Source organism: Crossiella sp. CA-258035, from assembly GCF_030064675.1.
In the GTDB taxonomy this organism is placed as follows: Bacteria; Actinomycetota; Actinomycetes; order Mycobacteriales; family Pseudonocardiaceae; genus Crossiella.
In genome coordinates this window covers 2,857,902-2,880,136 of record NZ_CP116413.1, presented here as the reverse complement: position 1 = coordinate 2,880,136, position 22,235 = coordinate 2,857,902, and the positions used below count along the sequence as shown (strand labels likewise).

20 protein-coding genes are annotated in these 22,235 nt (G+C 71.3%); 10 read left to right on the top strand and 10 right to left on the bottom strand.

Features of this window, described 5'->3' with window-relative positions; genetic code table 11:
• The first annotated feature begins 6 nt into the window (after positions 1–6).
• On the top strand, positions 7–1,089 hold the full coding sequence (locus tag N8J89_RS13240; RefSeq protein ID WP_283664641.1) for an acyl-CoA dehydrogenase family protein: 1,083 nt from the start codon (positions 7–9) through the stop codon (positions 1,087–1,089).
• 159 nt (positions 1,090–1,248) lie between these two features.
• On the opposite strand, the gene N8J89_RS13235 is transcribed toward N8J89_RS13240, so the two are convergent.
• Positions 1,249–2,346 (bottom strand): NAD(P)H-dependent flavin oxidoreductase, encoded by a 1,098-nt coding sequence (locus N8J89_RS13235; RefSeq protein ID WP_283664640.1) that lies wholly within the window; start codon positions 2,344–2,346, stop codon positions 1,249–1,251.
• Positions 2,327–3,925 carry an acyl-CoA synthetase gene (locus N8J89_RS13230; RefSeq protein ID WP_283664639.1) on the bottom strand — a complete coding sequence of 533 codons (1,599 nt, stop codon included), beginning with the start codon at positions 3,923–3,925 and terminating at the stop codon, positions 2,327–2,329. Before N8J89_RS13230 ends, N8J89_RS13235 begins: the two co-directional genes overlap by 20 nt.
• A gap of 62 nt (positions 3,926–3,987) precedes the next feature.
• On the opposite strand from N8J89_RS13230, the gene N8J89_RS13225 reads away from it, so the two are divergent.
• Positions 3,988–4,779 (top strand): crotonase/enoyl-CoA hydratase family protein, encoded by a 792-nt coding sequence (locus tag N8J89_RS13225; RefSeq protein WP_283664638.1) that lies wholly within the window; start codon positions 3,988–3,990, stop codon positions 4,777–4,779.
• 158 nt (positions 4,780–4,937) lie between these two features.
• On the opposite strand, the gene N8J89_RS13220 is transcribed toward N8J89_RS13225, so the two are convergent.
• The 5 genes from N8J89_RS13220 to N8J89_RS13200 form a co-directional block, all read right to left on the bottom strand.
• A complete protein-coding gene (locus N8J89_RS13220) occupies positions 4,938–5,723 on the bottom strand; it encodes an NAD(P)-dependent oxidoreductase (RefSeq protein ID WP_283664637.1) in 786 nt (261 codons plus the stop codon).
• A 61-nt stretch (positions 5,724–5,784) separates the two neighbouring features.
• Positions 5,785–7,035: an amidohydrolase family protein gene (locus N8J89_RS13215; protein ID WP_283664636.1), complete on the bottom strand. Its 1,251-nt coding sequence runs from the start codon at positions 7,033–7,035 to the stop codon at positions 5,785–5,787.
• A gap of 69 nt (positions 7,036–7,104) precedes the next feature.
• Positions 7,105–7,569, bottom strand: coding sequence for a pyridoxamine 5'-phosphate oxidase family protein (locus tag N8J89_RS13210; RefSeq protein ID WP_283664635.1), 465 nt, complete (start codon positions 7,567–7,569; stop codon positions 7,105–7,107).
• Between the two features lie 13 nt (positions 7,570–7,582).
• Positions 7,583–9,139 (bottom strand): acyl-CoA synthetase, encoded by a 1,557-nt coding sequence (locus N8J89_RS13205; RefSeq protein ID WP_283664634.1) that lies wholly within the window; start codon positions 9,137–9,139, stop codon positions 7,583–7,585.
• On the bottom strand, positions 9,136–10,221 hold the full coding sequence (locus N8J89_RS13200; RefSeq protein ID WP_283664633.1) for an LLM class F420-dependent oxidoreductase: 1,086 nt from the start codon (positions 10,219–10,221) through the stop codon (positions 9,136–9,138). The genes N8J89_RS13205 and N8J89_RS13200 overlap by 4 nt, the downstream gene beginning before the upstream one ends.
• Positions 10,222–10,304: 83 nt before the next feature.
• Between N8J89_RS13200 and N8J89_RS13195 the strand changes: the two genes are divergently transcribed.
• From N8J89_RS13195 to N8J89_RS13165, 7 genes are read left to right on the top strand one after another with little or no spacing between them, the layout of a single operon-like run.
• A complete protein-coding gene (locus N8J89_RS13195) occupies positions 10,305–11,261 on the top strand; it encodes a Zn-ribbon domain-containing OB-fold protein (protein WP_283666152.1) in 957 nt (318 codons plus the stop codon).
• 25 nt (positions 11,262–11,286) lie between these two features.
• On the top strand, positions 11,287–12,339 hold the full coding sequence (locus N8J89_RS13190) for a thiolase family protein (protein WP_283664632.1): 1,053 nt from the start codon (positions 11,287–11,289) through the stop codon (positions 12,337–12,339).
• Positions 12,339–13,502 carry a thiolase family protein gene (locus N8J89_RS13185; RefSeq protein ID WP_283664631.1) on the top strand — a complete coding sequence of 388 codons (1,164 nt, stop codon included), beginning with the start codon at positions 12,339–12,341 and terminating at the stop codon, positions 13,500–13,502. Before N8J89_RS13190 ends, N8J89_RS13185 begins: the two co-directional genes overlap by 1 nt.
• Positions 13,503–13,505: 3 nt before the next feature.
• Complete coding sequence (locus N8J89_RS13180) at positions 13,506–15,146, top strand: GMC family oxidoreductase N-terminal domain-containing protein (RefSeq protein WP_283664630.1); 1,641 nt, start codon at positions 13,506–13,508, stop codon at positions 15,144–15,146.
• Positions 15,143–16,012 (top strand): TIGR03619 family F420-dependent LLM class oxidoreductase, encoded by an 870-nt coding sequence (locus N8J89_RS13175; protein WP_283664629.1) that lies wholly within the window; start codon positions 15,143–15,145, stop codon positions 16,010–16,012. Before N8J89_RS13180 ends, N8J89_RS13175 begins: the two co-directional genes overlap by 4 nt.
• Positions 16,013–16,022: 10 nt before the next feature.
• Complete coding sequence (locus tag N8J89_RS13170; protein WP_283664628.1) at positions 16,023–16,463, top strand: nuclear transport factor 2 family protein; 441 nt, start codon at positions 16,023–16,025, stop codon at positions 16,461–16,463.
• Positions 16,464–16,502: 39 nt separating this feature from the next.
• Positions 16,503–17,723: a serine hydrolase domain-containing protein gene (locus N8J89_RS13165; RefSeq protein ID WP_283664627.1), complete on the top strand. Its 1,221-nt coding sequence runs from the start codon at positions 16,503–16,505 to the stop codon at positions 17,721–17,723.
• On the opposite strand, the gene N8J89_RS13160 is transcribed toward N8J89_RS13165, so the two are convergent.
• From N8J89_RS13160 to N8J89_RS13150, 3 genes are all read right to left on the bottom strand, one after another.
• A complete protein-coding gene (locus N8J89_RS13160) occupies positions 17,720–18,436 on the bottom strand; it encodes a hypothetical protein (RefSeq protein WP_283664626.1) in 717 nt (238 codons plus the stop codon). The genes N8J89_RS13165 and N8J89_RS13160 overlap by 4 nt on opposite strands.
• A complete protein-coding gene (locus N8J89_RS13155) occupies positions 18,426–19,022 on the bottom strand; it encodes a hypothetical protein (RefSeq protein WP_283664625.1) in 597 nt (198 codons plus the stop codon). Before N8J89_RS13155 ends, N8J89_RS13160 begins: the two co-directional genes overlap by 11 nt.
• Positions 19,023–19,105: 83 nt before the next feature.
• Positions 19,106–20,329, bottom strand: a complete 1,224-nt coding sequence (locus N8J89_RS13150; protein WP_283664624.1) for a cytochrome P450 — start codon at positions 20,327–20,329, stop codon at positions 19,106–19,108.
• Positions 20,330–20,484: 155 nt separating this feature from the next.
• Here N8J89_RS13150 and N8J89_RS13145 point away from each other — a divergent pair, with 155 nt between their 5' ends.
• Positions 20,485–21,618 (top strand): steroid 3-ketoacyl-CoA thiolase, encoded by a 1,134-nt coding sequence (locus tag N8J89_RS13145; protein WP_283664623.1) that lies wholly within the window; start codon positions 20,485–20,487, stop codon positions 21,616–21,618.
• The last annotated feature ends 617 nt before the right edge of the window (positions 21,619–22,235 follow it).

Genomic DNA, 22,235 nt, shown 5'->3' with positions numbered 1-22,235 from the left:
GACTCCGTGGACTTCAGCATGACCGAGGCCCAGCAGGCACTGTCCACTGTGGCCGGTGAGGTCCTGGCGCGCGAGGTGACCCAGGAGCGGCTGCGCGCGGCGGAGTCCGGGCCGGACCGGTTCGACCGTCCACTGTGGAACAATCTTGGCGCGTCCGGGCTGCTCGGGGCCGGTATTCCTGAGCAGCTGGGCGGTTCCGGTTACGGCGTGCTGGAGCAGTGCTCGGTGCTGGTCGCGCTGGGCCGGGCGGTGGCCCCGGTGCCCTATCTGGCTTCCACCGTGCTGGCCGCCTCCGCGATCGCCGAGTTCGGCGACCCGGCGGTGCGGGAGCGCTGGCTGCCGGGCGCGCTGAGCGGGGAGTCGGTGCTGACCGCGGCGCTGACCGACGAGTCGGCCACCACCGCCGAACGCACCGCCGAGGGCTGGCTGCTCAACGGCACCAAGACCGCGGTGCCCGCGGGCGGGATCGCCGCGCTGTTCCTGGTTTCCGCGGACACTCCCGACGGACCCCGGGCCTTCCTGGTGACGCCGGAGGATCCGCGGGTGTCGGTGCGGCGGCAGGAGGTCGTGGACGGCGCGGGCACGGCCTGGCTGGAGCTCAACGGCACGCCGCTTCCTGCCGACCGGGTGCTGGACGGCGCGGCGGTGGAGTTCCTGCACACCAGGGGCGTGCTCGGCTGGTGCGCGCTGCAGCTGGGCGTCACCGAGCGGGCGCTGGAGCTGACCGCGGCCTACGCCCGCGAGCGGGTCCAGTTCGGCCGGCCGATCGGTCAGTTCCAGGCAGTGGCCCAGCGCCTGGCCGATGCCTACATCGACGTCGAGGGCATCCGGCTCACCCTGTGGCAGGCGGCCTGGCGGGTCAGCGAGGGCCTGCCCAGCTCGGAGTCCCTGGCCACGGCCAAGTTCTGGGCGGCCGACGCGGGCCACCGGGTGGCACACACCGCGGTGCACATCCACGGCGGCGTCGGCATCGACCTGGACCACCAGCTGCACCGCTACTTCACCGCCGCCAAACACGCCGAGTTCGCCCTCGGCAGCGCAACCCCCCACCTCCGCACCCTGGGAACCGAACTCCTCCGCCACCCCTAGCCCCGAGTGTTGGCCGTTCTCGCACGCTGTGTTGGCCGAACTGGGACGGTGTGTTGGCCGTTGCGGACGCGCGCTGGCAGCCGCGCGTCCAAGAACGGCCAAGACCCCGTACGACACCGGCCAACACACCGTACGACTTCGGCCAACACGATGGGCGGGTTAGCGGAGCGTGGACAGGCGTTGCACGGTTTCGTCGAACTCCTGGACCAGGTCGGCCATCAGGTCGGCGACCGGGCGGATCTGGTTCATCCGGCCGACGATCTGGCCGACCGGCATGGCCACCACCTCGGGGTCGTCGGCCGCGGCGAGGCGCTGGTGGGCCTCGTTCACCAGGAGGTTCTGCAACGGCATGGGCAGGGGTTCGGGGGCGTCGGGGGTGGACCAGGCCTCGGTCCAGCGGGTGCGCAGCAGACGCGCGGGTTTGCCGGTGTAGATGCGCGAGCGCACGGTGTCACTGGAGCGGGCGGCCAGCAGTGCCCGCTGGGTGGCCGAGTTCGGGCCGCCGAGGGTGTACTCGGCGCTGGTCAGCCAGCAGGAGCCCATCCAGACCCCTTGCGCGCCAAGGGCGAGCGCGGCCGCGGCCTGGCGACCGGAGCCGATGCCGCCGGCGGCCAGCACCGGGACCCGGCCACCGACCGCGTCCACGATCTCCGGCAGCAGCACCATGGTGGCGATCTCCCCGGTGTGCCCACCGGCCTCATAGCCTTGGGAGACCACGATGTCCACGCCGCCGAGCACGTGCCGGACCGCGTGCTCAGCACGACCGGCGAGCGCGGCGACCAGGACGTCGTGCTGGTGCGCGCGGTCGATGACGTCGATCGGCGGCGGCCCGAGAGCGTTGGCGATCAGGCGGATCGGGTGGCCGAGGGCGACGTCCACATGGGACCGGGCGACCGAGTGCAGCCAGCCGAGCACCCCGCCGGGCTCGCCCGCCGCGGCCTCCGGCACGCCCAGCTCGGCCAGGGTGCGCTGGACGAACTCGCGGTGTGCCAACGGGATCAGCGCGTCCAGGTCGACCGCGGTGCCCTCCTTCGGCGCGGCGGCGGGCATGACGATGTCCACGCCGTAGGGGCGGCCGCCGGTGTTGGCGTCCATCCAGGCCAGCGCGGCGTCCAGGTCCTCGGCGCGGTTGTAGCGCACGCAGCCCAGCACGCCGAGGCCACCGGCGCGGCTGATCGCGGCGGCCACGTGCTCGGACGGGGTGAAGCCGAGCACCGGGTACTCGATGCCCAGCACCTCACACAGCGACGTTCGCATCCCGGTGCTCCTCGACGTAGCGTTGGGCCCAGCGGTAGTCCGGTTTCCCGCTGACGGATCGGCCGATCTCCTCGACCAGCCACAGGCTGCGCGGCACCTTGTACCCGGCGATCAGCTCGCGCACGTGCCGGTCCAGCGCGGCGAAACTCGGTGCGGCCCCTGGTCGTGGCTGCACCAGGGCGGCCACCCGCTGGCCGAGGCGCTGGTCGGGGATGCCGACCACGAGCGCGTCCAGCACGTCCGGGTGGGACTTGAGCGCGCCCTCCACCTCCTCCGGGTAGACCTTCTCGCCGCCGGTGTTGACGCAGGTGTTCCCGCGCCCCAACAGGGTCACCGTGCCGTCGGCCTCGACCCTGGCGTAGTCGCCGGGGATGGCGTAGCGGCGGCCGTCGATCTCGGTGAGCATGGTCGCGGTCTTGGCCGGGTCCTTGTAGTAGCCCAGCGGCACGTGCCCCGAGCGGGCCAGGCGGCCGACAACCCCTGGCGCGACTGGCTTTCCGGCCTCGTCGATCACCACGGTGTCCGCGTCCACCTTGACCCGTGGGCCGTCCTTGGGCTGGCCGTCGCGGCCGATCACGCCGATGCCGCTGAACCCGGTCTCGGAGGAGCCGATCGCGTCGGTGAGCATGAGGTTGGGCAGCGCTTCGAGGTACTGCTGCTTGACGCTGGGCGAGAACAGCGCGGCGCTGCTGGAGATGGCGAACAGCGAGGAGGCGTCGTAGCCGCCGCGGTGGTAGGCCTCGATCAGCGGGCGGGCCATCGCGTCGCCGACGATGGTGAGCACGTTGACCTTGTGCCGCTGGATCACCTGCCACACCTCGTCGGCGTCGAAGTGCGGCACCAGCACCACGGTGCCGCCGCCGAACAGGCTCTGGAAGGTGGCCCACTGCGCCGCGCCGTGGATCAGCGGCGCGACCGGCAGCCGCACCAGCGCGAAGTCCTTGCCCGCACGGCATTGCTGCCATTCGTCGGGCAGCCGGGCGCCGCTGAGGAAGTCGATGCCGCCGCCGAGCACCCGCCACACGTCCTCGTGCCGCCACACCACGCCCTTGGGGTGCCCGGTGGTGCCGCCGGTGTAGAGGATGTAGCGGTCGTCGGGGCTGCGCTCGGCGAAGTCGCGGTCCGGTTCGCCGTCGGCGAGTGCGTCCCGGTAGGACACCCCGGCGAACTCGGCTCCGGAGGCGTCCGGGATGACCACGGTGTGCCGCAACCGGGGCACCTGCGGCAGGATCTCGGCCACCAGCGGGCCGTGCCGCTGCTCGTGCACCAGCGCGACCAGGTCGGCGTTGTCGTAGAGGTACTGCAACTCGTTCTTGAGATAGCGGTAGTTGACGTTGATGGCGACCGCGCGCAGCTTGTAGGCGGCGATCATCGCCTCCACCGCCTCGATGGAGTTGCGCGCGTGCACCCCGATGTGCGAACCGGGTACGACCCCGTTCCTCCGCAGGTGGTGGGCGAGTCTGTTGGACCGCTCCTCCAGCTCCGCGTAGCTGACCTGGCGGCCGCCGCAGATCACGGCGACGCGCTCGGGGACGAGATCGACGGCATGTTCGACGAGATCCGCTATGTTGACGGCCACGCTTCGAAAGTAGAACGTGTTATCGTTGTCCGGCAATAGCCCATGGAGAGGAGAAAAGCTCCATGTCCGCTGACGCTCCGCACTGCCTGGTGGAACAACGAGACGCTGTGCTCGTGGTGACGATGAACCGCCCGCAGGCGCGCAACGCCCTCTCCGGCCCGATGCTGGCGATCATGCGCGAGGCCTGGGACGAGGTGGACCGCAATCCAGCCATCCGGGCCTGCGTGCTCACCGGCGCGGGCGGCGCGTTCTGCGCGGGCGCGGACCTCAAGGCGATGACCCAGTCCCATCCGAGCGAGCAGTTCCGCGAGGGGTTCGACCTGTCGGTGATCCCGGCCCTGCTGAAAGGCCGCCGGTTGAGCAAACCGCTGCTGGCCGCGGTGGAGGGACCGGCGATCGCCGGGGGCACGGAGATCTTGCAGGCAACCGACATCCGGGTGGCGGGAGTGAGCGCGCGGTTCGGGGTGTCGGAGGCGCGGTGGGGCCTGTTCCCGTTGGGGGGCAGCGCGGTCCGGCTGCCGAGGCAGATCCCGTACACGGTGGCGGCGGACCTGCTGCTGACCGGCCGGCACATCGGCGCGGCCGAGGCCAAGGAGATCGGCCTGATCGGGCACGTGGTGCCGGACGGTCAGGCGCTGCCGAAGGCCCTGGAGCTGGCGACGGCGATCGCGGCGAACGGACCGCTTGCGGTGCAGGCGATCCTGCGCACGATGCGGGAGACGGAGGGCATGGCGGAGGAGGAGGCGTTCCCGGTGGAGGCGAAGCTGGGGGCGGCGGTGTTCGCGAGCAAGGACGCGCGGGAGGGGCCGAAGGCGTTCAAGGAGAAGCGGAAGCCGGAGTTCCGGGGGGAGTAGGCGGGAGGCGGAGGTCGCGGCGAGCGGGACCGGGCGGCCAGCCTGCGCGAGGGCGGGCGGCGGCGGTGTTGGCGCTACGCGAGGCGCGGACTGTGGCGGTGAGCCGTCGGCGGCAGCGAGCGTTCGAGTGGCGGCGAATCCGCTGTCAGTGCGGGCGGTCAACGGGCGCGCAACTGCCGCACGATCTGTCCGAGGTCCTCCTCCGCCGCCGGGCACTCCGCCAGCCGCTGGGCCACCAGCGCGGCGAGCGGCAGCTCCGCCGCCTCCGCCGCCAGCCGGGAGTCCTTGGCCGCCAACCGGATCGGGTAGTGCGCCCCGGTCGCGAAGGCCCGCGCCGCCAGCCCACCCAGCGCCGACCCGGCGAGTGCCTCCCGCACCAGTTCCGCCGGCAACCCGAACGCCTCGGCCAGGGTCAGCGCCTCGGCGATCGCGACCACGCCGGTGACCGTGGCGTTGATCAGCACCAGTTTCAGCGCGGCGCCGGTGCCGGTCAGCCCGGTGCGCACCACCTTCCCGAACACCTCCAGCACCGGCAGCACCGGTTCGGCCGGGCCACCCACCAGCAGCGTCAACTCCCCTGCGGCGGCCTTGTCCGCGCTGCCCATCACCGGCGCGTCGATCAGCGTGACGCCCGCCGGCAGCAGCGCGGCGACCTCACGCAGGGCGTCCGGGCCGATGGTGGACATCTCGATCAGCGTGCTGCCCGGACGCAGGTCCAGCTCGGCGACAACGCTGAGCACCGCGGCCGGGTCGGCGAGCATGGTCACCACGACCTCGGCCTCCCGGGCCGCCTCGGCCGGGGTGCTCGCGACCCGGGCGGCCAGGGCCGTGGCGCGTTCCGGGGAACGGTTCCACACGGTCAGCGGGTAGCCCGCGGCGAGCAGGCGGCGAGCCATCGGCAGGCCCATGGTGCCCAGTCCCAGGAAAGCGATCCGTGTGTTCACGGCGCTGACGCTAGGCCGTCACGAGGTCTGCCACCAGCGAATGGTTCGCATGCCAGCCATGCTAGGCAGGCATGCGTTCGACCGGGTAGCCGTTCTTCCAGATGGTGTGGATCTCGCGCAGGGCGGTGATGTCGGTGGTCGGGTCGCCCTCGACCAGCAGCAGGTCGGCCCGCAGACCGCGGGCGATGCGGCCCCGGTCGGGCAGCGTGAAGTGCTTGGCGGGCAAGGAGGTCGCCGCGGCCAGGGCCTGGGCCGGGGTCAGGCCCGCGGTCACCAGGTGCGCGAGCTCGGTCAGCATGCTGGGGCCGTGCGCGGCGCCGGGCATGGTGGCGTCGGTGCCCGCGAGCACCGGGACGCCCTCGGCGCGCAGGCGGCGGATGTTGGCCAGGGCGTTGCGCAGGAACGACGGGCGGCAGCGGGTGCTGCGCTTGGTCAGGGACTCCCGTTGCGGCGCCGAGAGGTACGGCGTGATCCGTGGGTCGGCCAGGAGGGAGTCGGCGCTCGCGCCGCAGTCGTAGACGGACAGGGTCGGCACCACGACGGTGCCCGCGGCGCGCAGGGCGGCGACGAACTCCGGCGGGGCCTCGGCATCGGTCCACACGTGCGCCAGCGCGTCCGCGCCCGCGTCCAGGGCGATCCGGGTGTTGTGCAACTGTTCGGCGTGCGCGACCGCGAGCCTGCCCCTGCGGTGCGCGGCCTGCACCACGGCCCGAGCCTGGGCCGGGGTGAGCGTCGGGAAGGGGTGTTCCGGGCTGCCGTCCTCGATCACCAGCTTGATGAAGTCCGAGCCCTCGGCCACCCGCTCACCGACGAAGGCGTCCGGGTCCGCGCCCGGGGTCAGCCGCGGAAAGCCGGGGCCGCGCGGGTGGCCGTCGGGCACGGTGACGCCGAACCCGGCCGACCACAGGTCCGCCTGGCTGGTGCGGGCGTGGCCCCGGCGCTGGCGGCGGGCCTCGGCGAGTCCGGACGGGTCGCCGAACATGTCCAGCTCGGTGGTCACGCCGAAGCGCAGCGCGTCGGCGCGGGCGGTCTCGTTGAGGTGCACGTGGCAGTCGATGAGGCCGGGCAGCAGGGTCCGGCCGCGGCCGTCGTGCACCGGGACGCCGGAGGCGGGCAGGTCGCCGACCGCGCGGATCCGGCCGTCGGCGACCAGCACCGAGGCGCGCGGCAGCACCCGTTCGCCGTCGAAGACCCTGGCGTCGCGGATCACGAACGGGCCGGATCCCGTTGCCGCACCGGCTGATCCGCCGAGTGCGACGGTGGCGGCCCCGGCGGCGAACAGTCCCTTGGCCTTGCGGCGCGGCAGTTCCATGCCGACTTCCTACCGGCCGGAGGGGTCCGCGGCAGACCGACGAACGACCAGCAGCGCGCCGACTTTCGTTCAGTACACGCCAGGGCCGAGCTTGCGGTGGTCCCAGCTGGCGATCCGGCTGCGGTGGAAGGTGATCGCGACCCGTTTCACCGCCTGCCGGGCGATGTGCTCGCTGGCCGCCTCGTCCACCGGGCCGCCGCCGTAGCGGGTGAGGATCGCGGTCCCCACCCGCAGCACGGCGGCCGGATCGGTCTGCACCTCCGCGGTGCCCTCCATGGACACCCCGCGCAGCTTCTCGTAGCTGTCCCCCGCCTCGACCAGGCAGCTCAGCCGCGGGTCCCGCCGCAGGTTGAGCACCTTCTGCGAGGCCGCGTAGGTCCAGAACACGATCTCCCCGTCCAGCAGGGCGAACCACATCGGCACCACGTGCGGGTGCCCGGTCGGGCCGAGGCTGGCCACCACCAGCGTGCGCTGCTCGCCGAGGAAGTCCTCCACCTCGGCCGGGGACATGGTGATCTGGTCACGGCGACTCATCCGGGCTCCCTGGTCAGATGTTGCGGGCACGGCCCGCCCAGTACGGTTCGCGCAGCCTTCGCTTGTACAGCTTGCCGTTGGGATCCCTCGGCAGCGAGTCGAGGTAGTCGATGCTGCGCGGCAGCTTGAACTTGGCCAGCCTGGTCCCGGCCCAGGCGAGCAGCTCCTCGGTCAGCGCAGCGTCGCCGACCACGCCCTCAGCCGGTTGCACCACCGCCTTGACCTCCTCGCCCCAGTCCGGGTGCGGGATGCCGAAGACCGCCACGTCGGCCACCTTCGGGTGCACCGCCAGCTCGCCCTCGATCTCGGCGGGGTAGATGTTCACCCCACCGGAGATGATCATGTCGTTGCGCCGGTCGCACAGGAACAGGTAGCCGTCGGCGTCCAGGTAGCCGATGTCGCCCATGGTGAACAGCTCACCCACCCGGTTGGCCGCGGTCTTCTCCGGGTCGCCGTGGTACTCGAAGGTGGTCACCGCCCCGGCCTGTAGGTACACCAGCCCCGGCTGACCGGCCGGCACCTCGGCTCCCTGCTCGTCCAGCACCCTGACCTGCGAACCCGGCCAGGGCAGGCCGACCGAACCGGGCTTGGCCAGCCACTGCGCGGAGTCGATCACCGCGCCGCCGCCCTCGGTGGCCGCGTAGTACTCCACGATCACCGGCCCGAGCCAGTCGATCATCCGGCGCTTGGTCTCCTGCGGGCAGGGCGCGGCCCCGTGCACCAGCTTGCGCAGCGAGGACAGGTCGTACTTGGCGCGGGTCTCCGCCGGCAGCGCGAGCAGCCGGTGGAACTGGGTGGGCACCACGTGGCTGTGCGTGACCCGGTGCCGCTCGATCAGCCGCAGCATCTGCTCGGCGTCCCAGCCGTCCATCAGCACCACCGGATGCCCGTAGAGCACCGAGACGACCGCGCAGCTGAGCACCGCGGCGTGGTAGAGCGGCGAGCCGCACAGGTGCACGTGCCCCTCGTGCGGGCGCAGGTCGAACAGGGCGAAGAACAGCCGGTTGCGCGCGGGCACCTCGTCCACCGGCTCCCCGGTGAGCGGGCGGCGCACGCCCTTGGGCCGTCCGGTGGTGCCGGAGGTGTAGAGCATCGGCGAGCCCAGCACCCGGTCGTCCGGCCGACCGGCCGGTTCGCCCGCGCCCAGTTCGGCCAGCGGCCGGAACCCGTCGATCTCCCCCACCGCGAACCGGGCTTCTTCCGGCACCGGGTCGCCCTCGACCGCGGCCCGCGCCGCCTCGGCGAAGCGCTCGTGCGCGACGAAGACCTTGGCCCCGCTGTCGGCGATGACGTAGTTGATCTCCGGGCCGACCAGGTGCCAGTTCACCGGAACGAAGTACAGGCCGGTCTGCAACGCGGCGAAGAACACCGCGAGCAGCTCGGCGGAGTTGGGCAGCAGCACGACCACGGTGTCCCCCGGCGCCAGGCCCAGCGCCTGGAACCCGCGTCCGTACCGGTTGGCGCGGCTGGTCAGCTCGCCGTAGCTGATCTCGGTGCCGTCGGGTTCGACCACCGCGACCCGGTCCGGCTCGGCCTCGGCGATGGTCCACAGTCCGGTCGGCTCGCTCATCCCGCCACCTCGTTCCCGCTCGACGCCACGGCCGCGCCAACCGCGCGCACCGCCACTGCTTCCCCGACCGCGCGCACCGCCGCGGTGTCCCGGCAGCCGACCACCAGCATGGTCACCCCGGCCGCCGCCCACCTGCCGATCTCCGCGCGCACCCGCTCCCGGTCGCCGACGATGGTCACCTCGGCCACCAGCTCATCCGGCACCGCCCGCGCGGCCTCCTCCTTGCGCCCGGCCCCGAACAGCCGGGTCACCTCCGCGACCACCTCGCCGTATCCCATCCGGGTGAACACATCCGCGTGGAAGTTCATCGTGGGCGCGCCCATGCCGCCCAGGTAGAGCGCGTAGGTCGGTTTCAGCCGGGCCAGCTCGGCCGCCGGGTCCTCGGTGACCACCACCGGCACGCTGACCGCGATCTCGAACTCGGCCGGGCCGCGCCGGGCGCCCGGCCGGGCGAAACCCTCCGCCAGGTACTCGCGGTACATCCCGGCCAGCCGCGGGGTGTAGTAGATGGCCAGCCAGCCGTCGGCGATCTCCGCGGTCTGCGCGATGTTGGCCGGGCCCTCCGCGCCGAGCCAGACCGGCAGGTCGGCGCGCAGCGGATGGGTGATCGGCTTGAGCGGGCGGCCCAGGCCGAGGGCGCCGGGACCGGTGTAGGGCAACGGGTAGTGCGGGCCGTCGTTGCGCACCGGGGCCTGCCTGGCCAGCACCTGGCGGATGATCGAGACGTACTCCCTGGTTCGGGCCAGGGGTTTGCCGAAGGGCTGGCCGTACCAGCCCTCCACCACCTGCGGCCCGGACACGCCGAGGCCGAGGATGGCCCGGCCGCCGGAGAGGTGGTCCAGGGTCAGCGCGTGCATCGCGCAGGCGGCCGGGCTGCGCGCGGAGAGCTGGGCCACCGAGGTGCCCAGCCGGATCCGCTCGGTGTGCGAGCCCCACCAGGCCAGCGGGGTGAAGGCGTCCGAGCCCCAGGACTCGGCGGCGAACACCGCGTCGAACCCAGCCCGCTCCGCCTCGGTAACGAGTTCCAGGGTTCCCTCCGGTGGGCCTGCGCCCCAGTAGCCGAGCTGCAACCCAAGTCGCATAGTGCACAACCGTCCTTCCGGGTCAGCTGTCTCCTACCATCTTGCCGCAAAAACGAGAACGTGTTTCACTCAATTCCGTGACCGTGAGCCACGAGCCGCTCAGCGCTGAGCTCCGGGTGGAGTTCGCCTACACCCGTTCCCTCGGGCCGACGCTCGGCGCCTTCCTGACCGCCCTGCGCGCACACCGCGTGCTGGGTGTCCGGGGCGCGGACGGACGGGTGCACGTGCCGCCAGCCGAGTACGACCCGGTGACCGCCGGACCGCTCACCGAGCTGGTCGAGGTGGGCAGCACCGGCACCGTGCTGAGCTGGACCTGGCAGCCGGAACCGCTGGCCGGACAACCTCTCCAGCGACCGTTCGGCTGGGCGCTGATCCGGCTGGACGGCGCGGACACCGCGCTGCTGCACGCGGTGGACGTGCCCGGCCCGGAGTCGATGTCCATCGGCCTGCGGGTGCGCGCCCGCTGGGCGGCCGAGCCGGTCGGCGCGATCACCGACCTGGCCTGCTTCGAGCCCCTGGACACGGCCACCCCGGAACCGCCGGTGCGCGAGTTCGCCGAGGACGTGCGCGGCACGGTCAGCCCGATCGACCTGCGCTACCGGCACAGCGCCTCCGCCGCGGAGAGCGAGTTCCTGCGCGGGGTCGCCAGGGGCGAGCTGACCGGGCAGCGCTGCCCGGTGTGCGCGCAGGTCTACATCCCGCCGCGCGGCGCCTGCCCCACCGACGGGGTGCCGCTGACCGACTGGGTGCGACTGGCCGAAGAGGGCACGGTGACCAGCTTCTGCGTGGTCAACGTGCCGTTCCTGGGCCAGCGCATCCCGCCGCCGTACGTGGCCGCGGCCGTGCTGCTCGACGGCGCGGACATCCCGTTCCAGCACCTGGTGCTGGGCATCGCGCCCGAGCAGGTCCGGATGGGCCTGCGGGTGCGCGCGGTGTGGCGGCCCCGCGAGCAGTGGGGCCACACCCTGGAGAACATCGACCACTTCACCCCGTCCGGCGCGCCGGACGCCCCGTTCGACAGCTTCGCCCGCCACCTGTAGTCCACCACCAGCAGAGGAGCAGGCCGTGCCGGAGGTCGCCGTGGTCGCCTTCGCCCAGTCCCCCGCGGTGCGCCGGACCGAGGCATCCGGCAACGGGGTCGAGCTACTCGTGCCGCTGTTCCAACAGGTCTACACCGACACCGGACTGTCCAAACAGGACATCGGCTTCTGGTGCTCGGGATCGTCGGACTACCTGGCCGGGCGGGCGTTCTCCTTCGTCTCCGCGGTGGACGCGATCGGCGCGTTCCCGCCGATCAGCGAGTCGCACGTGGAGATGGACGCGGCCTGGGCGCTGTACGAGGCGTGGGTGCGGCTCAAGCTCGGCGAGGTGGACACCGCGCTGGTCTACGGCTTCGGCAAGTCCTCGGCCGGTGAGCTGCGCCGGGTCCTCGCGTTGCAGCTGGACCCCTACCTGATGACCCCGCTGTGGCCGGACTCGGTCAGCATCGCCGGACTCCAGGCCCGGCTCGGCCTGGCGCAGGGGCGGTGGAGCGAGCGCGCGATGGCCGAGGTGGCCGCCCGCTCCCGCGCCGACGCCGTGGGCAATCCCGAGGCGCAACTCTCCGGCACGCCAACGGTCGCCGAGCTTCTGGAAGAGCCCTATCTGGCGGATCCGTTGCGGGCACACGACTGCGCGCCGATCAGCGACGGCGCCTCGGTGGTGGTGCTGGCCGCCGGTGACCGCGCCCGCGAGCTGTGCGCCCGACCGGCCTGGATCACCGGGCTGGCGCACCGCACCGACAGCGGCCAGCTCGGCTCCCGCGACCTCACCGCCGCCCCCTCCGCCGTCGCCGCGGCACGGGCCGCGGGCGGCGACGGGGTCCAGCTGGCCGAGCTGCACGCGCCGTTCACCCACCAGGAGATCCTGCTGCGCCAAGAGCTCGGGCTCGACGACGCCCGGATCAACCCCTCCGGCGGCGTGCTCGCGGGCAACCCGATGTTCGCCGCCGGACTGTCCCGGATCGGCTTGGCCGCCCGGCACATCCACGCCGGCGCGGCCGACCGGACCCTGGCCCACGCCACCAGCGGCCCGTGCCTGCAACAGAACCTGGTGTGCGTACTGGAAGGCGGCGACTGATGGCCCAGCTCGCGGCCGTGCTCGGCACCGGCCAGACCCACCACGCGGCCAAACGCCTCGACGTGTCCATGGCCGGGCTGTGCCGCGAGGCCGTTGACCGCGCCCTGGCAGACGCCGGGGTCGAGCTGGCCGACATCGACGCGGTGGTGCTCGGCAAGGCCCCCGACCTGTTCGAGGGCGTCATGATGCCCGAGCTGCACCTGGCCGACGCCTTGGGCGCCAACGGGAAACCGTTGCTGCGGGTGCACACCGCCGGATCGGTCGGCGGGTCCACCGGGGTGGTCGCGGCCAGCCTGGTGCAGGCCGGGATCCACCGGCGGGTGCTGGCGGTGGCCTTCGAGAAGCAGTCGGAGTCCAACGCGATGTGGGCGCTGTCGGTGCCCACCCCGTTCGTCATGCCGGTGCACGCCGGGGCAGGCGGCTACTTCGCGCCGCACGTGCGCGCCTACATCCGCCGCGCCGGTGCGCCTGGCCACATCGGCGCGCTGGTCGCGGTGAAGGACCGGCGCAACGGCGCGCTCAACCCGCACGCGCACCTGCGCCAGCCCGGCATCACCCTGGAGTCGGTGCAGGCCTCGCCGATGCTGTGGGACCCGATCCGCTACGACGAGACCTGCCCCTCCTCCGACGGCGCCGCCGCGCTGGTGCTCGGCGACGAGACCGCCGCGAAAGCCGCGCCGGGCAAGGTGGCCTGGGTGCACGCCACCGCGATGCGCACCGAGCCGACCAGCTTCGCCGGACGCGACCAGGTCAACCCGCGTGCCGGGCGGGAAGCCGCGGCCGCGCTGTGGAGGGACGCCGGGATCACCGACCCGCTGCGGCAGGTCGACGTGGCCGAGATCTACGTGCCGTTCTCCTGGTTCGAGCCGATGTGGTTGGAGAACCTCGGTTTCGCCGAGGCCGGACAGGGCTGGAAGCTCACCGAGGCGGGCGAGACCGAGCTGTTCGGTCGCCTCCCGGTGAACCCCTCCGGCGGGGTGCTCTCCACCAATCCCATTGGCGCGTCAGGGTTGTTGCGCTTCGCCGAGGCCGCCCGACAGGTGCAGGGCCGTGCGGGCGCGCACCAGGTCGACGGGGCGCGCCTGGCGCTGGGGCACGCCTACGGCGGTGGATCGCAGTTCTTCGCACTGTGGGTGGTGGGCGCGGACAGACCGGGAGGCTGAGCAATGGGCACACCCGTACGACGACGGACCCTGTTCAAGGTGGCGGCGGTCGGCGCCGGGGCCGCGGTGGCCTCGGGCGCGCTCGGCCGCTTCGGCGCGCTCGCCGCCTACGGCGAGGTGCCCGCGCTGGCCGGGAAGACCGCGATCGTGGTGGGCAGCGGGTTCAGCGGGGCGGTCGCCGCGCTGCGGCTCGGTCAGGCGGGTGTGCGCACCACGGTGCTGGAGCGCGGACGGCGCTGGGAGGTCAAACCCAGCGGGGACACCTTCTGCACCATCAAGAGCCCGGACTGGCGGTGCGCCTGGTTCAACGACCGGCCGCCGCTGGGCCTGGACATCAACAAGAAGATCGAGCGCAAGGCCGGGCTGATCGCCACCCACGAGGGCGAGGGCATCCGGGTGCTCAGCGGTTCCGGCGTGGGCGGCGGATCGCTGGTGATCGGGCTGTACATGCCGCAGCCGCGCCGCGCCGAGTGGGACAAGGTCTACCCCAGCCAGCTGCCCTTCGACGAGATGGACCGCACCTACTGGCCGCGCGCCAGGGAGAACCTCAAGATCGGCTACCTCCCCGCCGACGTGCAGGCGCACCCGCAGTACCGGGGCGCGCGGGCGTGGCTTGCGTACCTGGCCGAGTTCGGCAAGGAGCCGGTGCCGATCCCGTTCGCGGTGGACTGGAACGCCATCCGCGAGGAGCTGGCGGGCAAACGGGTCGCCTGCCACAGCATCGGCGAGGGACCCTTCGGCAGCAACTCCGGCGCGAAGAACAGCGTGGACCGCACCTACCTGGCGCGGGCCACCGCCACCGGCAACGTGACCATCCTGGCCCAGCACGAGGTCACCGAGATCCGCGCGGTGGCCGGGCGGTACGAGGTCGTGGTCAAGCTGACCAACGACAACGGGGATGTGCTGTCCACCAAGAAGATGGACGCCGACTACCTGTTCCTGGCCGCCGGTTCGGTGTACTCCTCCGGGCTGCTGGTCACCGCCAGGGCCAAGGGCTGGCTGCCCAAGCTGAACGAGGCCACCGGCAAGGGCTGGGGCAACAACGGCGACTTCCTGGTGCTGCGGATGAGCCTGCGCAAGGACGTCGGCTTCGACCAGGGCGGGCCGGGCAACGTCAAGTTCTTCGACGAGGCCAACCCGTTCGCGCCGACCTCGATGGCCTGGGAGGCCGCGCCGGTGCCCAACATCCTCAACCAGGCCAGCACCACACACCTGATCACCTCGGTCACCCCGGAGCGGGGCGAGGTGCGCTACGACCCGGCCACCGGCGGCGGCAAGGTCTACTGGCCCTACGGCGTGATGGAAACCCTCGGTGAGAAAGCGGGTCGCGACCTGGCCACCCGGTTGTGGTGGGAGACCGAGGGCAAGAAGGGCTTCCTGTTCAACGGGTTGCCCAACTACGACCGCGGCACCGCGCACGGCCTGGGCGCGCGCAACACCTACCACCCGCTGGGCGGCCTGGTGATGGGGCAGGCCACCGAGTTCTCCGGGCAGGTCAAGGGATATCCCGGCCTGTACTGCGTGGACGGGGCGCTGCTGCCCGGCTCCACCTGCCTGGCCAACCCGTCGCTGACCATCACCGCCAACGCCGAGCGGTGCCTGGATCTGTTCCTGGCCAACGCGATCAAGGGAGAGCAGCGGTGAAGTTCACCTGCGCGGTGGCGATGAGCCCACTGGAGCAGCTGCCGGAGCTGGCGCGCACCGCGGAGGAGTGCGGGTTCGCCAACATCGCGCTGCCGGACTCGCTGTTCTTCTCCGAACAGGTCTCCGCCGACTACCCCTACACCCCAGACGGCAGCCGGTTCTGGCACGAGGACACCCCGTGGGCCGACCCGATGGTGGCCGCCGCCGCGATGGGCGCGGTCACCTCCCGGATCGGCTTCTACACCCAGGTGCTCAAGCTCGGTTCGCGCAACCCGGTGCTGCTGGCCAGACAGGTCGGCTCGGTGGCCGTGCTCACCGGCAACCGGTTCGGCCTCGGCGTCGGGCTGGGCTGGTCGCCGGAGGAGTTCGCCTGGTGCGGAACGTCCTATTCGGACAGAGGACCGCGCGCGGACGAGGCGATCGAGGTGCTGCGGCTGATCCTGGGCGGCGGCATGGTGGAGTTCCACGGCGAGCACTACCAGTTCGGCAAGCTGCGGATGAGTCCCGCGCCGAGCAAACCGGTGCCGATCTACGTCGGCGGACACAGCGGACCCGGCCTGCGCAGGGCCGCCAGGGCCGGCGACGGCTGGACCTCGGCGATGATGGGCTTCGCCGACCTGAAGACCACCATCGAACGGCTCACCGAGCTGCGCGCGGCCTACGGGCGGGCCGAGGAACCCTTTGAGATCCAAGCGGTCTGCGTGGACCGGTTCGGCCTGGAGGGTTACCGGGAGCAGGCCGCGATCGGGGTCACCGACGCGATCGTGATGCCCTGGGTCTTCGACGGGGTGCCCTTCGACGGACCCCTGGACGCGAAACAGGACTCGATGCGCAAGTTCGCCGAGACGATCATCGCCAAAGTGTGAGGAGCGCTGGATGACGGTCACCTGGACCGCCCCCGACGGCGAGCACCCGGCGCGGGCCGCCTCGATCCGCTCGATGACCGCGGTCGCCGCCGGGGACAAGGAGGGCTGGCTCGCGCTGTGGGCGCAGGACGCCGTGGTGCGGGACCCGGTCGGCCCGTCGATCTTCGACCCGACCGGCAAGGGCCATCACGGCAGGGCGGCCATCGGGGCGTTCTGGGACCTCACCATCAGGCAGATGGCCCGGATGGAGTTCGCCATCACCGACTCCTTCGCCGCCGGGGACGAGGTGGCCAACATCGGCACCATCTCGGCCATCGCCGCTGATGGCGCCAGGATCGACACCGAGGGCGTGTTCGTCTACCGGGTCGGCGAGGACGGCTTGCTGACCTCGCTGCGGGCCTACTGGGAGTTCGACCGGGCGCTGGCCACCGTCAGCAGACCGTCAGGATGAGGCACGCCCACCTTCGATATGATGCAGTCGCATGACAACATGCGTTCGCAGATCACCTTGGGGGTGGGCGTGACCCAGATCCACGGCACGGTGGCACCGGGCTTCGAGCCGGTGCGCGATGCCTTCGCAACCAACTTCAGCACCGGCGGCGACATCGGCGCCGCGGTCACCGTCTATCGGCGCGGGGAGAAGATCGTCGACCTGTGGGGCGGCGTGGCCGACGTGGAGACCGGGCGGGAGTGGTCGCAGGACACCCTTCAGCTGGTGTTCTCCACCACCAAGGGCGTCACCGCCACCGTCGCGCACCTGTTGGCGCAGCGCGGGGTGCTGGACCTGGACGCGCCGGTGGCCAAGTACTGGCCGGAGTTCGCCGCCGAGGGCAAGCAGGACATCCCGGTGCGCTGGCTGCTCTCCCACCAGGCCGGGCTGGCCGTGCCGCCCGAGCGGTTCCCGCTGTCCTGGCTGCGGGAATGGGATCCGATCGTGGAGATGCTGGCCGCGCAGGCGCCGAACTGGGAGCCCGGCACCGCGCACGGCTACCACGGCCTCACCTATGGCTGGCTGGTCGGCGAGGTCATCCGCCGCGCCACCGGCCGCACCATCGGCGCCGTCCTGGCCGAGGAGGTGGCCAGGCCACTGGGCCTGGACCTGTGGATCGGCCTGCCCGAGGAGCAGGAACCACGGGTGGCCAAGATCATCGAACCCGACCCGATGCCGGAACCGGCGCCCGGCCAGGAGCTGCCGCCGGAGATCGCCAAGATGCAGGCCATCTTCAGCGACCTGAACTCGATGACCATGCGCGCGCTGATCGTGACCACCGAACCGATCCCGGCCAACAGCCGCGACCTGCGCGCCGCCGAGGTGCCCGCGGTCGGCGCGGTCGGCACCGCGGACTCCTTCGCCAAGCTGTACGCCAGCACCGTCGGCGAGGTGGACGGGCTCCGCCTGCTGACCCCGGAAACCGTGGACCGGGCGCGGACCGTGCAGACCAGCGGCCCCGACCAGCTCCTGCAGGTGCCCAGCGCGTGGGCGCTGGGCTACATCTCCGGGCAGCCCGCGCCCGGCGTGGCGCCGACGACGGCCCTGCTCGGCCCGGACTCCTTCGGCCACAGCGGCTACGGCGGCTCGGTGGCCTTCGGCGACGTGCACCACGAGATCGGCTTCGCCTACGTGATGAACAAGATCCACAGCGGCCCGACCGGCGAGGGCGCCAACTCGGCCCGGCTGGTCGACGCGCTGCGCAGCTCGCTGGCCGCTTAGAGGTTGAAGACCGGCGGTGCGAGCTTTTCCTTGCACCGCCGGTCGTTCCAGTCCGGCTGCGCGTCCCGCTGTTGCGCGGTCGGCGGTTTCGGGATGTCGCCGGAGGGATCCCGGAACACCGTGTGCGGCCGGTTGATCGCGGTGTCGATCACCCGTAGCAGGGTGCGCACCGGGCCGCGCACGTCCGCGGCCAGCGCGCGAAGTCGTTGCGGGGCAACGGTGTCCCTGGTCTGGATGGACACCACGGTGAGCACGTTGCCCTCCTTCATGATGCCCAGGTGCACCACATCCGGCGGGTTCCAGGACTGCACGCAGGCGAAGTCGCCGTAGCGGACCAGCCCGAAGGCGCGGTCCTTGTCGGTGCGCCTGCGCACGAAGTCGGAGAAGGACTCCCTGGCACTGGCCTCGGCCCGCTCCTCGCCGAGCGCGACGGTCACCCGGATCTCCGCGCCCAGCGGGTTCACACCCGCCGGCCAGGTGCACTCGTGCCGCCCGATCGGGTCGGCGTCGTTCTGGCGCGGCGGGTGCACGGTGCCGACGATCCCCGTGGTCTCCGGGTTGGTGGTCAGCACCTTGCAGATGTTGGGCACCTGGGTGATCACCGGTTTGTCCTCGGCCGCGTCCATCTTCTGCCCCAGGCTGATCAACCGGGTGCACCCGCCGGTGAGGGTCACCGCGAGCAGGGCGGCGAGCAGGATTCCGTTACGTGCCATCGCCGTACATCCTGGAGAGCAGGAAGCAGCCCGGCACGTCGGCGGGGAACTCGGTGCGGACGCTGGAGACACTGGCCTCGGTGTCGCAGCGCAGGTAGCGGAAGCCGTAGACCTCGGGGCCGATGGAGTCCGAGCCGGTGACGTTGAACAGGAAGAACCCGTTGCCCAGCATCAACCGGTGCGTTGACCGGTACCACAGCGCGGAGTCGCGGCGCAGGTCCCGCTGGTAAGACAGCTGGAGGTCCCGTTCCCGGCCCGGTTTGACCATGCCGAGGATGTCGCCGAAGCCCTGGTCGCAGACCGCGACCTCGCCGAGCAGCGGCGGCATGTCCTTGGCCAGGTGGAACTTGATCAGCTCCGCGCCGCCGCGCTTGGCCTTCGCCTTGTCGCAGTGCTTGGCCGCGGCGTGGAAGAAGTCGAGCAGTTCGTCCAATGAGCCGAAGGTGCGGCCCAGCGCCGCGACGCCCTCGCGCGGTCCGGTGCGGTAGTCCTCGCGCAGGTTGTACTTGCCGATCTCGGAGTTGTCCTCGGCCGGCATGCAGGCGCTGGTGAGCAGCAGCAGCGCGGCCAGCAGGACCCGGCGCACGGGACCACCTCCTCCTCACCCAGCGTAGCGGGAGTGGGCGTTTCCGTGTTGTCCCCGGATCGGGGGCATTCTTCGGCACCGGTTCAGTAGGCGACCGGGAACTCCTTGATGCCGTTGAGCCAGCCGGAGCGCAGCCGCCGGGGTTCACCGGCCTTGCGGATGTCCGGCAGGTGGTCGGCGATGGCGTTGAAGATGAGGTCGATCTCCAGCCGGGCCAGGCTGGCGCCGAGGCAGAAGTGCGCGCCGCTGCCGCCGAAACCCAGGTGCGGGTTGGGATCGCGGGTGATGTCGAAGCGCTCCGGCTCGGTGAAGACCTCCTCGTCGAAGTTGGCCGAGCTGTAGAACATGCCGACCCGGTCCCCCGCCTTGACCGCCACGCCGCCGATCTCGGTGTCGGCGGTGGCGGTGCGCTGGAAGGAGACCACCGGGGTCGCCCAGCGCACGATCTCATCCGCGGTGGTCTTGGGGCGCTCGGCCTTGTACAGCTCCCACTGATCGGGGTTGTCCAGGAAGGCCATCATGCCGTGCGTGATCGCGTTGCGAGTGGTCTCGTTCCCGGCCACCGCCAACAGGATCACGAAGAAGCCGAACTCGTCCGCGGAGAGCGAGTCACCGTCCACATCGGCCTGGACCAGCTTGGTCACGATGTCGGGCATCGGGCACTTCTTGCGTTCCTCGGCCATGTTCATCGAGTAGGCGAGCAGCTGCGCGGCGGCCATGGCCGAGTCGGTCTGGAACTCCGGGTCGTCGTAGCCGATCATCTCGTTGGACCAGTCGAAGATCTTCCGCCGGTCCTCCTGCGGCACGCCGAGCAGTTCGGCGATGGCCTGCAACGGAAGCTCGCAGGCGATGTCGGTGACGAAGTCGCCCACCCCGCCGGTGCGCGCGGACTCCACGATCCGCCGCGCGCGGGCGTCCAGGGCATCCCGCAGCCCGGCGATGGCCCGCACCGAGAAGCCACGGGAGACGATGCCGCGCAGTTTCGTGTGCTCGGGCGGGTCCTGGTTGAGCATGATGAGCCGCTGCACGTCCAGCTGCTCCTTGGTGATGTCCGAGCCGAACCGGATGATCGCGGTGTTGGCGTAACTGGAGAACAGCCGGCTGTCCAGCGACACCCGCTTCACATCGGCGTGCCTGCTCACCACCCAGTAACCCTCGTCGTCGAACCCGTCCCGCCGCGGCGGTTTCGCGTTCCAGAACACCGGGGCGGTGCGCCGCAGCTCGGCGAACTCCTCGATGGGCAGCCGCTGCGCGTACACATCGGGGTCGGTGAAGTCAAACCCCTGGGGAAGTTGGGGCAAAGCCATCGCTACCCTCCATGCTCGCACAGCAATGTGGAACAGGTTCTACTGGATTCAAACACGCGCCAGCCCATGAGTGAAGGGTGTTCACTGAGTCTTACCAACCTCAATGAAACGTGTTCTACTCATACAAACCGCTACTGATCCACCCGAGGAGTCCCATGGGCGACCCCGTCATCGTCGGCGCCGTCCGCACCCCGATCGGCCGCAGAGGCGGCTGGCTGTCCGGGCTGCACGCGGCGGAACTACTGGGCACCGCACTGCGCGACCTGTTGACCCGGGCTGCGGTGCCCCCGGCCGAGGTCGAGCAGGTAGCCGCGGGATGCGTGACCCAGGCCAGAGAACAAGCAGGCAACATCGCCCGCAACGCCTGGCTGCACGCGGGCCTGCCGGAGTCAACAGGCTGCTTCACCCTGGACGCCCAGTGCGGTTCAGCACAGCACGCGGCCCACCTGGTGGCGGCCCAGATCGCGGCAGGCACGATCACCGCGGGAATCGCCTGCGGAGTCGAGTCCATGAGCCGAGTCCCGTTGCGCAGCAACATGACCGGCGACACCGGTATGCCCAGGCCGGAGTCATGGAAGATCGACCTGCCGAACCAGTTCGAGGCGGCGGAACGGATCGCGGTGCGGCGAGGGTTGTCCCGTCGAGACCTGGATGAGTTCGGAGTCAGGTCACAGGTGTTGGCGCGGAACGCTTGGGACGCGGGGCACTTCGAGCGGGAACTGGTTCCCGTGGCGGTGGGATCCGAGACGGTGCAACGGGATCAGGGGTTGCGGGAGACGAGCTTGGAGGGACTGGCTGGGTTGAAGGCGGTGTTGCCGGACGGGTTGCACACGGCGGCTACCGCGTCGCAGATCTCCGACGGGGCTGCGGCGGTACTGATCATGGATGCGGGGCGGGCCGCGGAACTGGGGGTGCCGGGACGGGCTCGGATCCGGTCACAGTGCTTGGTGGGGGCGGAGACCTATTACCACCTGGACGGCCCAATCCGGGCGACCGAACGGTTGTTGAGTGGTAGCGGTATGCGGTTGGCGGATGTCGACCTGGTGGAGGTGAACGAGGCCTTCGCGGCGGTGCCGTTGTCGTGGCTGAGCGTGTATGGCGAGGCCGAGGACCGGTTGAACGTCAACGGCGGGGCGATCGCGCTGGGGCATCCGGTGGGGAGCACCGGGGCGCGGTTGCTGACCTCGGCGCTGCATGAGTTGGAACGACGGGATGGGAGCACGGCGATGATCACGATGTGCGCGGGTGGGGCGATGGCTACGGGGACGATCCTGGAACGCATCGGATAGCCGAACAAGCTCGGGGTGAAAACCCACAAAGCGGGCCTCTCGTCTTCTCCGTACGGCCTGGAGACCGCGCACCGCATCCCGCCGAGCAGACGCTCACAGGCGCCGCCGCCAAAGCCTCGGAACGTGACGGCGGCTGCTCGGTGGGATGTGGTTCGCTGTCGGAAGGTCGTGCGGAGAAGACGAGAGGGTCGCGAGCACGCTGGGTCTTGAGTCGGCAGCCTGCCCCGCCCCGCAACCTGCTCATCTCCGGCTTTTGACTTGTCCCACCCTCCGGTGGTCTGCCCGTCCGGCGAGGACATTCTTTTGATCTTCGGGTTGAAAAGAAAGATCAAGAGCGTCCTCGCCGGACGGGCAGGAATCAAAGCATGGGGGGGAAATCAAAAGCAGAGACGCAGGCAGGTCTTGAGGTTCCCCATGCCCGTCAACCCTCCGAAATCAAACCACATCCCAGCCCACGGCCGCCCTCGCGTTGCGTGGCCTTGGCGGCGGTTGCTGTGAACGTCCGTGGGCTGGGATGCGGTGTGATCTCTCCAGGTTGACGGGCATGGGGAACCTCAAGACTCGGTGGACGTTTGAAAAGCCACCCCGGCTGCTGGTTCGCGGGCTTCGCCCTGCGG